Here is a 13,670-nt window from a genome sequence, read left to right as displayed (position 1 = left end):
GGAACACTTGCCCCTGCGGTTTGCTTTTTCTTTGCTTCATCATTAAAAAACTCAAAAGCATGAACGCAAATCAAATGAAAGCAATTGTCGCCAGCGGATACGGCACACCGGAAGTGTTAAAATTCACTTCTGTAGAAAAGCCAACCCCCGGCCCGAAAGATGTACTAGTCAAGGTAATAGCATCTGCCGCCACAACTGCCGATACCATGATGCTCACTGGCAAACCATACATAGCCAGGCTATTCATTGGCCTGACAAAACCGAAGCATCCCATACCAGGAACCGGTTTTGCAGGAGTAATTGAAGCCATCGGCAGTGAGGTCACCCAGTTCGCTGTGTGCGACGAGGTGTTCGGCGAAACAACCCTTGGCTTCAGCACCAATGCAGAGTATGTAGTGGTGCCGGCCAATGGAGTCATTCTGCCCAAGCCAGCCTCCCTGCACTTCGCTGAGGCAGCCAGCTATTGTGATGGTCATTTAACCTCCTACAATTTCCTTAAGCGGATAGCACAAGTACAGCCGGGGCAGCGGGTGTTGGTCAACGGAGCTGCGGGCAGCCTGGGCACATCAGCCATACAAATCGCCAATTACCTCGGCGCCCATGTGACGGGCGTTTGCAGCAGCAAAAATACAGGATTGATAAAATCGCTGGGTGCCGATGAGGTCATCGACTATCAAAAACAGGACTTCACCCGATTGACTACCCAGTATGATATCATTTTTGATACAGTCGGTAAGATCTCATTTACCAAAGCCAAAAAGGTACTCGCCGAACCAGGCATGTACCTGTCGCCAGTGCTCCGGTTTTCGCTGCTCATGCAAATGATCGCCTCCTCACTCTTTGGGAAAAAGAAAGCAAAGTTTGAGGCCACGGGTGCCAATGCGGACGACACGCTGAAAGTGCTGCTGCTGGAAGTAGTCGAGCTTCATAAAAACGGCCATCTGAAAACAGTGATAGACAGACAATACCCTCTCGAGAGGGTCGCTGAAGCACATCACTATATCGCCTGCGGTCACAAAAAAGGAAATGTGGTCATAGTAGTGGCAGCATAAGTGAACGAATCAACCTGTCAATTTTAAATACCTCTCATCATGAAAAACTCAAACAGAAAAGACGCTATCGTCGCCGGTGTTTCACTCATCATCATGGCCCTTGCAGCCGGTTATGCTTATGGCTATGTGCAGAACAGTCTGGTAGTAGTTGGTAATCCAGCAGCTACACTCACCAATCTCAACAGCGCAACTGGCCTGTTCGGTAGTGGCGTCATAGGATGGTGCATCATCCTCATCACCGATCTGCTGGTGGCATGGAGTCTTTACCGGTTTTTCGCCCAGGTTGATGCTAGAATCTCCCTGGCTACCGGGGTGGTGCGGGCTGTCTACTCAGCCATCCTGGCTTTTGCCATCTTCCATTTGGTAGGTGTGTGGCAAATGCTTTTCGTAGCCAATCAGGATGCGGTGGCCCTGGTGAACCTGGTGGCTGGCTTTGAAAAATACTGGTGGCTTGGCCTCATCCTGTTTGGCTTTCACCTTTTGGGGCTGGGCTACCTTTCCCTAAAATCCAACGCTGTTCCTAAGTGGATAGGCTGGTTATTATACGTCGCCGGGCTTAGCTATATGGCCATCAATGCAACTAAAGCCATTGCCCCTCAAGCTTCTGATGCAATTGCCATGGCTGAAATGATCCTGAGCGCACCTATGGCAGTTGCTGAGCTCGCACTGGCTGTGTGGTTGGTATGGAAAGGCGGAAAGTCTAAAAGGTGACAGCCTGGCCAGGGCTATCCTATGCAGTTTGCGTCATAGTTTATAGCCCCGCATCATAATTTATGGGATTTCCTTAAAGTTGATGGATTTCGCCGCATAGCTCATAACTGGCCTCTGCACTTCTTACAGACCTTTGTACAGTCAAAAACATTAAAGCTGATAAGACTATGAAATAGCCATAGGGAATACCATACCCAACGGAAATGAATAAGTGGATCAAAAAGTTAAATATTCATTCTCATTGGTAAAAGCTATTCCATGTGGCCGCTGAGAAATAAATTATATACAGATGAAATTAATTACTATTCTCTGGCTGCTGGCGCTCTCATTTGGTTGCCTGGTTAGCTGCAAACAAAACCTTGTGCTGGTTCCGGATTCTCCCTATAGGGTAAGCGATGATTCCTTTACTACTAAAACCATTGCAAGCGGTTTCACCATACCCTACGGAATAGCTATAGTTGGTGAAAATGAATACTTCATTACAGACAGGGTCGGGAAAATGTTCCACTTTGAAGACAGCACGCTGACAGAGATAAGCGGAGTGCCGGAGGTTGTTACATTTGGCACCCCTGGTTTAGCTGCCATTATGCATGGGGGGTTAATGGATATAAGCCTTCATCCTGACTACTCAACCAATTCCTGGATATACATTTCCTATCTGGCATCGGACGGCTTTGCTAAAGTATCCCGGCTTAAAGTACAGGACAATACTGTCTCTCAGTTGGAAACTATTTTCACCACCCGGCACCAAAACTACACCGGCAACGGCATGCGGATAGTGTGGGAAGACAAAACACACTTTTTTCTCAACATCGGCAATTCCGATTTCTCAACGAGTGAGTATCCAGTATTACATGCACAAGACCTCAACCACGACGCAGGAAAGATTCACCGGCTGATGGATGATGGAAGCATCCCTGCGGATAATCCCGTCTTCGATGGGTATGCTTCCCCTACCACCATTTGGAGCTACGGGCACCGGGACGTGCAGGGTTTGTTTTTTGAAGCATCCAGCCATACCCTTTTTGGGATTGAGCACGGCCCCAAAGGTGGGGATGAGTTCAACATAATAGAGAAGGGAAAGAACTATGGTTGGCCACTTTTTACTTATGGCATCAACTACGACGGTGCGTGGGTATCTACTATTTCCGAAGATTCTGCGGCTAAGTTTACCGTATTTCCAGAACACTACTGGACAGTGCCAACCCGAGACGGTGGCCAGGCTGTTGCGCCTGCCTGTTTATTAAAGGTGAGGGAAAGCAATATTTCGGGCTGGAACGATTATTTTATTTTTGGTTCGCTGGCCTATAGAAGGCTGATGAAATACAACCACAAAACGGGCGAAACTTTTGGCTTGTCGATAAAGGGCAGAGTCAGGACAGTCAAACAACTTCCCGGCGGAGACATCATCGCACTGATTGAGAGAAGCGATCTTCGGAAAGACAATGGCAAAGTAATCAGGATTGGAAGTTAGAATAAAAAAAGTACAAGAATGGCAGCATTTGGTGAATGAAATGAATGCCTACACTTGTAAAAATGACAAAAATCTAAATTCAAAATTGATGATCGCATTGAGATTTGTAATTTCAAATAACACTAGTAGAATTAATAAGGATACACATCCTAAAAATTGAACAAAATGAAAATCTTCAAAGGAATTATCGCAGGCATTGGAGTTATCATCTTGATACTGATTTTAGTAGCGGGGGTCGCCATATTACTGGATGAAAAAAATACCGCCTACCTGGAAATTGAGGACAACCCTGCATTTGCAACAAATTCTTACCTGATCAAAAATGTCAATGTTGTCCCCATGACTGATGATACAGTACTTTTTAACCAAATGGTGCTCATTCAGGAGGGCGTGATAACCGAAATAGCCGAGCAAGTCGCAGAGTCAAAAGCAGCCATCATCGACGCAGGCGGAAGTTTTCTTTCCCCCGGTTTGATCGACATGCATGTTCATGTGTGGGACGAATTTGAGCTTGGTTTGTACCTGGCCAATGGCGTGACTACGGTGAGAAACCTTTGGGGACAGCCTATGCACCTCCGAATGAAGGAAGCTATCAATAACGAAGAGATCATTGGGCCTGTGTTCTTCACCTCAGGGCCTAAGCTGACTGGCCCTGAATTTATTGGAGACGATAATCTGCAACTATTTACTCCGGAAGAGGCCTATGCAAAGGTGGCTGAGTACAAAGAGCGGGGCTATGATTTCATCAAGACCTATTATGGCCTGACAGGTGAACTGTTCGATGCGGTGATAGAAAAGTCTGGGGAATTAAAATTCGACATTGTTGCTCATCCAACGCCCAAGGTACCCTATAGCTACCATTTCAAACCAGAAATTGTGACGATTGAACATGCAGAAGACATTGTGCAGCTACCGCTGGAATATCGCCTTGACAGTGCCAGGCTAGATGAGGTAGTCGATCTTTATGCCTCACATCCAAATACCAAACTCTGCCCCACACTGGTGGTCTATCATAATATTTACAGACTGCTGACAGAGGACAATATCCTGCAGTCCGAAGCACTGAAAAACATGAATCCACTCATACGTGCCGTAGACAGCCAGGCACAGTTTGATCGCTGGGCAGGCACAAAAAGCAGTGATTCAACCATAGTGAGCAGGATCAAAGACCAACACGATTTCCATTTGCTTGCCATCAGGAAATTGCACGAACGGCAGGTGAAGATCGTTGCCGGCACCGATGCTGGCATTGGCGTAACACCGCCGGGTTATTCCTTGCACGAGGAGCTGAATTTCTACACACAAGCGGGCATGAGCAACTATCAGGCACTTCAAACGGCCACAATTAATCCCTCAGAAACCCATGATTTCTTAAGTAACCAGGGAAGTATTGAAATTGGAAAGCTAGCCAATTTCATTCTGACAAAAGACAATCCTCTGGATCGCCTGGAAGTGCTTAGGAACCCCCAAATGGTGATGGTACGGGGACGGATGATCAAACAAGAAATGCTTGATGAGTTTAAGCAAAAAGCCAGGAATCGAAGCAATCTGCTAGCTTCAGCCCTCAGGTATGCTGAGAATTTAATAGTAGAAAAGTAAACAAACCCTTACAGTGTCAAATATGAACAATATAAAACGAGTACTCAGAATAATATTTATTCTTGCAAGCATCGGCTCCCTGTACTTTGTGCCGTGGCCTATAGTATGGGCCTGGATACTCCCCCTGCCTGATACAGTTCAGGCACAAGTAGACGAAGCGCTTGACCATGGATTTGACGGAATCATTGTTTATGTAGATCAGGCTGGTAAAGAACCTGGCTTTTACGCTGCAGGCTGGCATGATCGAAAAGCCAAAATACCTGCCAACCCACACGCCTTGTTCAAGATTGCCAGCATTACCAAGCTATATGTGGCTGTGGCTACCACAAAATTAGTCAAAGACGGACGTTTGTCTCTGGATAAAACACTTGCCGAGTACTTTCCAGCGCTTGCAGGAAGAATTGAAAATTCAGACAAAATAACCCTGCGGCATATGCTACAGCATCGGAGTGGTATTCCCAATTTTGTTGACCACCCTGACTATTGGAAAAACCCTCCAAAAAACAAAGAGGAAACACTTGGGTATGCTTTGGATTTGCCAGCAGACTTTGAACCGGGTGAAGACTATGGCTATTCAAATACCAATTATATGTTGATTTCTGACCTCATTGACAAAGTGCTGGGTTATAGCCATCAGCAGTATATAAAGGAGGAGGTTTTGATCCCACTTGGGCTCAAAAATACTTTCGGCTCACTCAGTGAAGTGGACATGGACGATGTGATGAGTGGCTATTATGTAGGTATTGATGAAGACTTTAAATATGAAGATACGGGCTTAATAATTGCTACAGCCGAGGATGTTGGCACATTCATAAGAGCATTGAACGACGGGTCGGTGTTCAATGAAGGGGAACAGGAAATCTATTCCTCCGTCTACGAGTATGAACATACAGGGCTACTTGTTGGCTATCAGAGCATCGCCAAATACCACAAGGACATTGACACTGTTGTTATCCAGTTCACGAATACAACCAATTTTGATGGCTACAACTGGAATTTATCGGAGGTGGTCTATAGCAGGATTGTTAAAATCTTACGAAAGCAATGAAGTCTGAGTAAAGAAATACACTCCATGGCCGGGTGTCACTCTGCTTTTAATCCAGACCTCCAGCCATACAAAAGAAAAAAAGCCCCTGAAATCTTTCGACTTCGGAGGCCTTTTGTGGAGTTGTTCTACTACTGTTACTACAATCGATCAACCTTTTTTCCTAACCCAGACAGCTCCATTTCTTACATTAGGCGGTGGTGCTTACCTCCATCCACCACCCAGCGCCAGATACACATTCACCACGGCGTGCATTTGCGCCATTTTGGTGTCAATCAGCTCAAACCTCGATTCCAGGGCATCTCGTTGAGTCAGCAGCACTTCCATGTAATCGGCCCGGGCTGAGCGAAACAGATTGCTTGAAATATCGACCGACTCGGTCAGTGCTTCGACCTGAAGCGATTTCAGTTCGAAAGTGTTTGCCAGATTGCCGATATTGGACAGCTGATTAGCCACTTCAATGTAAGCTGTCAAAATGGTTCGCTCGTAATTATACACCGCCTGTATCTGCATGGCATTGGCGCTTGAATAAGCCGCCTTGATGGCATTTTTGTTGATCAGCGGCCCGGCTAAGTCGGCCGCCAGCCCATATATCAGCGACTCAGGCATTTTCACCAGGTCAATCGGGTTAAACGCCTGAAAGCCCAGCCCAGCAGAAAGCCCCAGCGAAGGATAGAACCTGGCTTTGGCCACCTGCACGTCCAGTTTGGCTGCTACCAGATCTAACTCAGCCTGCCTTACATCGGGACGATTTTCGAGCAGCTGAGCGGGAATACCAGCATTCAGCACGTTGGGTACCAAATCAATAAAGCTTTGTGAGTTGCGCTGAATAGGTTGCGGAAACCGGCCCACCAGAAAATTGAGCTTGTTCTCAGTTTCGATGATCTGCTGCTGAATACCGAACTGAAGGCTTCTCGTGTTGAGTACCTGTGCCTCAAACCTGCGAACCGCCAGCTCAGTTACCCGGGCGGATTGCTTCTGTAGCCTTACTATTTGCAGAGCATTGCTTTGTATTTCAATGTTCTGCTGTACTATTCTCAGCTGATTATCCAGCGCCAGCAATTCGTAGTAGGAGTTGGCGATCTCGGCGATCAGGTTAGTCACCAGAAAGTTCTTGCCCTCCATTGTTCCCAAATACCTGTTGAAGGCTGACTTTTTTGCTTTGCGCAGCTTGTGCCAAATGTCCACTTCCCATGAAGCATACAGCCCCGCCATGAAATCGGGCAGCGGGTCTGGCGTTTCCATTCCTGGCTTAATTTCCGTGGTAGCCTCGCTGGAGCCCTTGCTCGTGTACCGGCCTGGCTTATCGACCCCGGCACCTGCACCATAGCCAACGAAAGGTAAATACTCTCCTTTTCTGGCCTGCACTTCGTTTCTGGCAATTTGGATTTCCTGCAACACAATATTCAACTCCTGATTGTTCTGCAAAGCTGTGTCAATCAGGGAGATCAGGTACGGGTCGGTAAAATAGTCCTGCCACCGAATCTTGCCAGTGTTGGTAGTGTCCTGCGAACTGTTGTAGCTCGCAGGCACTGCCTTGCTCTCTGTTTTTTGTACCAAGTCGGGCGTTTTGCAGGCCCAAACCGCCAAGGAAAGGCAGGCCACTCCAACCCATTTATATATGATTCGTTTCAACATGATAATCAATTTATTTCTTTCGAATGTTTGTGTTGGGGCTCCTCACTCAGAGGCCTGTCGTATTCATCCCTGATCAGCTGACGGCCGTCCGCCAGTTTTCCGAAAATATAGTACAGTCCCGGAATGATGATCACACCGAATATGGTTCCAAAGAGCATACCGCCGAGGGCCGAAGAGCCAATGGTTCGGTTACCTATGGCACCAGCACCCGTGGCAATCACCAGAGGAATCAAACCGGCAATGAAGGCAAATGATGTCATCAGGATAGGCCGGAAACGCACCCTGGCACCTTCAATGGCTGCTTCAAAAATAGTTGCTCCATGTCGGCGCTTCTGAACAGCAAATTCCACAATCAACACGGCATTTTTACCCAGCAAGCCTACCAGCATAATGAGACCAATCTGTGCATAAATATCGTTGTCCAACCCCATTACCTTAAGGAACAGGAAGGAGCCAAACACCCCGACAGGCAGGGAGAATATTACTGCCAGAGGCAAAAGGAAGCTTTCGTACTGAGCTGCCAGCACAAAGTAGACAAACAACACTACGATGATAAAGACGTACAGTGCTTCATTCCCTCTTTTTGATTCATCGTAAGAAAGACCTTCCCAGGCGATGTCATACCCTTTCGGCAACGTTTGGGCCGCCACTTCAGTAATGGCCTGGATAGCATCGGCGGTTGTATACCCCTCAGCAGGCAGCCCTCTTATGGCAGCCGAGTTGTACATGTTGTAGCGGGTAATCTCGTTAGGCCCCTGCTTCTTCTCAAGCGTCATGAACGATGAATAAGGCACCATTTCCTCCCGGTCATTCTTGACAAACAAGTTCAAAACATCGGAGGGAAGTCTTCTAAACTCAGGCGCAGATTGAACATACACTTTGAAAAACCTGTCGAACCTGATAAACCCTTGCTCGTAGGTACTTCCTATAAGTATGTTCAGGTTTTCCATCGCTTTGCCGATAGAAACGCCCTTTTGCATGGCCAGTTCGTTGTCTATCAACAGCTCGTACTGAGGATAGTTAGCGGCGAAAAAGGTAAACAAACCAGTGAGCTCCGGACGCTTGTCCAGGTTATCCATGAACTCCTTGTTTATTTTATCAAACTCCTGGTAGTCGGTGTCTGTAGTTTTATCGAGCAAACGCATGGAAAAGCCTCCTGAAGATCCAAACCCGGGGATAGCAGGCGGTTCGAAGAATTCGACAATAGCTCCAAGGCCTTTCGACTCCTCTTCCAGCTCTTCCATGATCTCTTTCACCGAATGTTCCCGCTCCGACCAGGGTTTTAGGTTGATCAAACAAGTACCGGCGTTCGAACCCCGGCCTTCTGTCATGATCTCATAGCCAGCCAACGAAGAAACGGATTCCACGCCATCAATTTCCTCGCAAATTTTCTGAAGCTGCTGAGACACCTGATTGGTTCTTTCCAGTGTGGCACCGGGAGGTGTTTGGATGATGGCGTAAATAGTACCCTGGTCCTCACTGGGGATAAATCCAGCCGGTAGAATTTCATTTTCAAAGAATATACCTGCGCAGAAAACTCCCAAAATGATGAAAGTAAGGGCTCTTCTGTTGACTATCAGCCTTAGCAAGCCCGTGTATTTGCCTGTCACTTTTTCGAAGCCGCTGTTGAAACTATCGAGTGCCCTGTTCATCAGCGTTCTCTTTCTGGGTTGCCCGTGCGTATTCTTCAGCAGCATGGCGCACAATACCGGTGTAAGTGTAAGTGCTATCACCGCCGAAATCACAATGGAGCTGGCCATCGTAATGGAGAATTGCCGATAAAACGTACCTACCGGACCCGTCATAAACGAAATAGGCAGAAACACCGACACCATTACCATGGTGATGGCGATAATCGCTCCACTGATCTCCCCCATTACTTTTTTCACAGCATTGTAAGGCGAAAGGTGCTCCTCTTCCATTTTGGCGTGCACAGCCTCCACCACCACAATGGCATCATCCACCACTATACCAATGGCCAACACAAGTGCAAACAGTGTCACCAGGTTGATGGACAGCCCAAAAAACTGGATAACAAAGAATGCGCCGATAAGGGATACCGGAACAGCCAGAATCGGTATGAGCGTGGAGCGCCAGTCGCCAAGGAATACAAACACTACCAGGGCCACCAGGATAAAGGCATCCCGCAAAGTATGTGTTACCTGCTCAATAGAGGCATCCAAAAATTTAGATACGTCATAACTGATTTTGTAGTCCACTCCGGGAGGGAAACTGACTCTCATCTCTTCAAGCTTCGCCTTCACCTCAGCAATAACTTCACTGGCATTACTGCCGTAGTTCTGCTTCAATACAATAGCCGCAGAAGGGTGCCCATCCAGGTTAGAATAAATGTCAAAAAACTCGCTACCCAGCTCAATTGTGGCAATGTCCTTCAGGTGTATGCTTTCACCTTCAGCATTCGCCCGAACAATGATTTGCTCATATTCTTCCGGCTTGTTGTACCGGCCTTTGTATGTGAGTACGTATTCTAACGACTGCGCAGCGATACCTGAACTCTGTCCTATTCTTCCCGGACGACCAATAATGCTTTGCTCGGCAAGAGCCTCCATTACTTCCTCAATGGAGATATTGTAGGCCCTCATACGGTCAGGGTTGAGCCACACCCGCATAGCATAGGTGCGGCTACCCAATATCTGCGTTCTGGCCACACCATTGATCCTGTTTATTTCAGGAATCATTTTAACGTTGGCGTAGTTGTACAGAAATTTTTCATCCAATCCTTCCTCAGTACTGTAGAGGTTCACATACATTAACATACTGGGTTGGATGGGTGTGATGATAACCCCTTCACGTTGCACAAGTGCGGGCAAAAGAGGCATCACCTGATCCACCCTTGTCTTCACCCGGATAACCGCCTGGTTGGGATCTGTACCTGGTTCAAAGATGATGGTGACTGTAGCTTCGCCAGCACTGGTGGCATCGGTGGTCATGTACCTCATGCCCTGAACACCGTTGATGGAGTTTTCCAGGGTAATGAGCGTCGACTTAACCAGCACGTCGGCACTGGAACCTGGGTAAGCAATAAAAATACTTACGGTTGTTGGGGCAATTTGGGGAAATTGCGAGATAGGTAGCTGCTTAATAGCCAGCGAACCTACAAAAACGATAATGACCGAAATTACAATGGCAAAAACGGGCCTATGAATTATATTACTAAACATTTCTTCTCGATTTTAAGGATGCCTGATTATTCCGCATAGAGCGTTAAATGCGACAGTACTTCTGCCGGATCCTTGAACTCAAAACTTATTTCCTGATTTTCTCTGACCAACCTCAGTCCTTCCAGAAGGATTTTATCGTTTACTTCCAACCCGCTCTGAACGGCATAAATGTGCGGCATTTCGGCTGAAATGGTTATTGCCCTTGATCTGATCTTATGCTCCTCATCGATCACATAAACATATCTTTTGTCAAGGATTTCGAAAGTCGACTTCTGAGGGATAAGGAGGGCACCCTTAAGGTCTACCGTCACTTGTATATTGCCTGTCTCGCCATGTCTGAGTAATCCATTGGGGTTCGGGAAGGTTGCTCTGAAAGCAATATTGCCGGTTTCGTTGTTAAAGTCCGCCTCAATGGTTTCCACTACGCCTCTGTGGCTGAACAGACGGTTATTAGCCATCAAAAGACCCACTTCCATTTTTTCGTCAGACTTAACGCTGGATTCGTATTCCAGGTACTCCGCTTCCGGAACATTAAAGTAGACCCACATTTTGCTATTGTCCGAAAGGTTTGTCAATAGGTCTCCCTCGTCGACAAGGCTGCCCTGCCTTACATGAAAGCGATCCATAAGCCCATCAAATGGTGCTCTGATTTGGGTGAACCCCAGGTGAACTTCAGCCAGCGATACCTCAGCCATTGCCTTATCATACTTGGCTTTGGCCAACGCCAGTTCATTTGGCGCTACTACATTACTTTCTGCCAGTCGCTTTGTGTTTTGATACTCAATTTCGACAAAACTGGCCTCAGCTTGTGCCTTTTGGAGCTCCGCTTCATACAATTTGGGCATTATCTGGAACATTAACTGCCCCCTTTTTACTCGCTGCCCTTCGTCCACGTATATTTTTTGCAAATAGCCTTTTTCAAGTGCCCTCAGTTCAATGTGCTGGACTGACCGAATTTGACACACGTAATCTTTTGTAACAGTTGTGTCCATCCTCAACGGACTAGTCACTAAAAATTTAGTTTCTTCCTCCTTTTTTTCTTTGTGCGATTCACAGCTTGTGTAACACAACAGCACACACAAACCCACGAACATGAGTGTTTTATTCATAATAATTTTGCGTTCTTGATTCTCCAAAAAATTAATTGTTTCAGTTGCCGCTTTTGACTGGACAAAAGTCATCTACTGATTCTGAAGTATTTTGGGAGTAATTCTGAAGTTTTGCTGAAGATTTAAAAAAAGCCTTGCAGGAGGTTGTTAATCGTGCAAAAAACAGCACCCAATAGTGAGGATTTGTAAAAAGTTAACCAGCAAGCTTGCACAAAATTTGAAAAACTACCCGGTTGCTTTATGCAATTGATTATATTGGTTTGTCAGTAATAAGACTCGAAAAACAGTGAAAAATACATCGAAAAACCAGGTCACTGTTCTTGTTGCCAGCACCTTCCTCAAAGCGGTTCTTACAAAAAATTTACCACTCGCATACAGTTTGACAAAATGGATAAAATAAGAAAGCTCGCCATAGGGATACTTGCCATCGCCCTTTATGGGTGCAGCAGCGAATCAGAAAAGGTTAGTCAAAAACCGAACATCATCTATATCTACACCGATCAGCAAAATGCCAGCATGATGAGCTGCGCCGGCAACCAGTGGCTGAAGACGCCAGCCATGGACTATATCGCCAACAATGGCATTAGGTTTACCCGGGCCTATGTGACCAACCCGGTTTGCACACCTTCACGAGTAAGCATGATTACTGGCAGATTTCCGGGCTACTTCAATGACGCCAATGGTCAGCCGGTTCGGGAGAATGTTGGAGCCATGAGGATCCCTGACGTGTCGGTAGACGTGAAAAACACTACCATAGCCGCTTATCTGAAAGCGGCCGGATACGACCTGGTGTTTGGCGGAAAGGAACACCTGCCAAAGTCACTTACACCTGAAGCCCTTGGCTTCACCGACATCACAAACGATGAGCGAGACGAGCTGGCCCTGGAGGCAGCAAAGTACATTTCCACGCCCCATGAAAAGCCTTACTTTATGGTGGTGTCGCTGATCAATCCGCACGACATTTGCTACATGGCCATTCGGGATTTTGCCGAAACACAGCAGGAAAAGAGGCTCCTCGAAATTGGCGAAACAGAATTAGCCACACTTGATGAGGCGCTAAAGCTGCCTGAGGGTGTAAGTGAAGAAAAGTTTTTTAGCAAGCATTGCCCTCCACTCCCACCTAATTTTGAACCTCAGGAAGACGAACCGGCCGCCATTAGCTGGCGGGTTGATCAAAGAAATTTTCAGAAGCAGGCCCGTGACCACTATACCGAAAAGCAATGGCGTATGCACCGCTGGGCCTACCACCGCCTAACGGAGATGGTTGACAGGCAGATTCAAACAATTTTGGATGCACTGAAGGCAAGCGGACAGGAAGAAAATACCTTAGTTATGCTCTCCAGCGACCATGGCGAAATGGATGCTTCACACCGGCTGGAGCATAAAAGCCTGCTGTATGAAGAGTCGGCCAACGTCCCCTTTCTGGCTATGTGGAAAGGCCAGATTCCGGCGGCACAGGTCGATAGAGTCCACCTGATATCCAATGGACTCGACCTGCTGCCAACGCTGTGCGACTATGCAGGCATAGTCGGGAAATCAGATCCCAGAGGAAGAAGCCTTCGGCCTTTGCTTGAAGGAAAAGAAGTGGACTGGCGGGAGCATCTTGGCGTAGAGAGCCAGGTAGGAAAGATGGTGGTGTCTGAAGACGGTCTCAAATACCTGCGTTACGACGTAGTCGGGATCGAGGAAAACCTGATCGACCTTAACAAAGACCCCTACGAAATGACTCATTTTACGACTGACCCGGAGTATGATGAAAGATTAAAGGAGCTAAGAAGCGCTTTTGATGGGGAATGGTTTCCGGGAGGAAAATAGATGGCAACAGAGGCTATTTTCCTTCATGCCAAGCCGGCAACCTGA

General features: G+C 47.0%; 9 protein-coding genes. 6 read left to right on the top strand and 3 right to left on the bottom strand.

Annotated features, from left to right (window positions below):
- Positions 1–59 precede the first annotated feature (59 nt).
- The 5 genes from GC130_RS14715 to GC130_RS14695 all read left to right on the top strand — a co-directional run bounded on the left by GC130_RS14715 (position 60) and on the right by GC130_RS14695 (position 5,884).
- Positions 60–1,052 (top strand): NAD(P)-dependent alcohol dehydrogenase, encoded by a 993-nt coding sequence (locus tag GC130_RS14715; protein WP_151999092.1) that lies wholly within the window; start codon positions 60–62, stop codon positions 1,050–1,052.
- A 39-nt stretch (positions 1,053–1,091) separates the two neighbouring features.
- Positions 1,092–1,763, top strand: a complete 672-nt coding sequence (locus GC130_RS14710; protein ID WP_151999091.1) for a DUF4386 domain-containing protein — start codon at positions 1,092–1,094, stop codon at positions 1,761–1,763.
- A gap of 289 nt (positions 1,764–2,052) precedes the next feature.
- A complete protein-coding gene (locus GC130_RS14705; protein WP_151999090.1) occupies positions 2,053–3,237 on the top strand; it encodes a PQQ-dependent sugar dehydrogenase in 1,185 nt (394 codons plus the stop codon).
- A gap of 165 nt (positions 3,238–3,402) precedes the next feature.
- Entirely contained in the window at positions 3,403–4,836 is a 1,434-nt protein-coding gene (locus GC130_RS14700) for an amidohydrolase family protein (protein ID WP_151999089.1), read from the top strand.
- Between the two features lie 22 nt (positions 4,837–4,858).
- The gene (locus GC130_RS14695) at positions 4,859–5,884 is read left to right on the top strand and encodes a serine hydrolase (protein WP_151999088.1); all 1,026 of its coding nucleotides are present in this window, start codon (positions 4,859–4,861) and stop codon (positions 5,882–5,884) included.
- Between the two features lie 201 nt (positions 5,885–6,085).
- Here GC130_RS14695 and GC130_RS14690 read toward each other — a convergent pair whose 3' ends face one another.
- Genes GC130_RS14690 through GC130_RS14680 form a run of 3 tightly spaced genes read right to left on the bottom strand, consistent with a single transcriptional unit; the run spans position 6,086 to position 11,810 of the window.
- Complete coding sequence (locus GC130_RS14690; protein ID WP_151999087.1) at positions 6,086–7,519, bottom strand: TolC family protein; 1,434 nt, start codon at positions 7,517–7,519, stop codon at positions 6,086–6,088.
- 5 nt (positions 7,520–7,524) lie between these two features.
- A complete protein-coding gene (locus tag GC130_RS14685) occupies positions 7,525–10,701 on the bottom strand; it encodes an efflux RND transporter permease subunit (protein WP_151999086.1) in 3,177 nt (1,058 codons plus the stop codon).
- A gap of 26 nt (positions 10,702–10,727) precedes the next feature.
- Entirely contained in the window at positions 10,728–11,810 is a 1,083-nt protein-coding gene (locus GC130_RS14680) for an efflux RND transporter periplasmic adaptor subunit (RefSeq protein WP_151999085.1), read from the bottom strand.
- A gap of 387 nt (positions 11,811–12,197) precedes the next feature.
- Between GC130_RS14680 and GC130_RS14675 the strand changes: the two genes are divergently transcribed.
- The gene (locus tag GC130_RS14675; protein ID WP_151999084.1) at positions 12,198–13,625 is read left to right on the top strand and encodes a sulfatase; all 1,428 of its coding nucleotides are present in this window, start codon (positions 12,198–12,200) and stop codon (positions 13,623–13,625) included.
- Positions 13,626–13,670: the final 45 nt, after the last annotated feature.

Source organism: Imperialibacter sp. EC-SDR9 (assembly GCF_902498805.1).
GTDB lineage: Bacteria > Bacteroidota > Bacteroidia > Cytophagales > Cyclobacteriaceae > Imperialibacter.
Note: the sequence above shows the minus strand (reverse complement) of the source record. Positions and strands in the feature narration are given on the sequence as shown.

Coding starts and splice junctions, on each gene's coding strand:
- GC130_RS14715 (WP_151999092.1), top strand. CDS start 60: ATGAACGCAAATCAAATGAAAGCAATTGTCGCCAGCGGATACGGCACA.
- GC130_RS14710 (WP_151999091.1), top strand. CDS start 1,092: ATGAAAAACTCAAACAGAAAAGACGCTATCGTCGCCGGTGTTTCACTC.
- GC130_RS14705 (WP_151999090.1), top strand. CDS start 2,053: ATGAAATTAATTACTATTCTCTGGCTGCTGGCGCTCTCATTTGGTTGC.
- GC130_RS14700 (WP_151999089.1), top strand. CDS start 3,403: ATGAAAATCTTCAAAGGAATTATCGCAGGCATTGGAGTTATCATCTTG.
- GC130_RS14695 (WP_151999088.1), top strand. CDS start 4,859: ATGAACAATATAAAACGAGTACTCAGAATAATATTTATTCTTGCAAGC.
- GC130_RS14690 (WP_151999087.1), bottom strand. CDS start 7,519: ATGTTGAAACGAATCATATATAAATGGGTTGGAGTGGCCTGCCTTTCC.
- GC130_RS14685 (WP_151999086.1), bottom strand. CDS start 10,701: ATGTTTAGTAATATAATTCATAGGCCCGTTTTTGCCATTGTAATTTCG.
- GC130_RS14680 (WP_151999085.1), bottom strand. CDS start 11,810: ATGAATAAAACACTCATGTTCGTGGGTTTGTGTGTGCTGTTGTGTTAC.
- GC130_RS14675 (WP_151999084.1), top strand. CDS start 12,198: ATGGATAAAATAAGAAAGCTCGCCATAGGGATACTTGCCATCGCCCTT.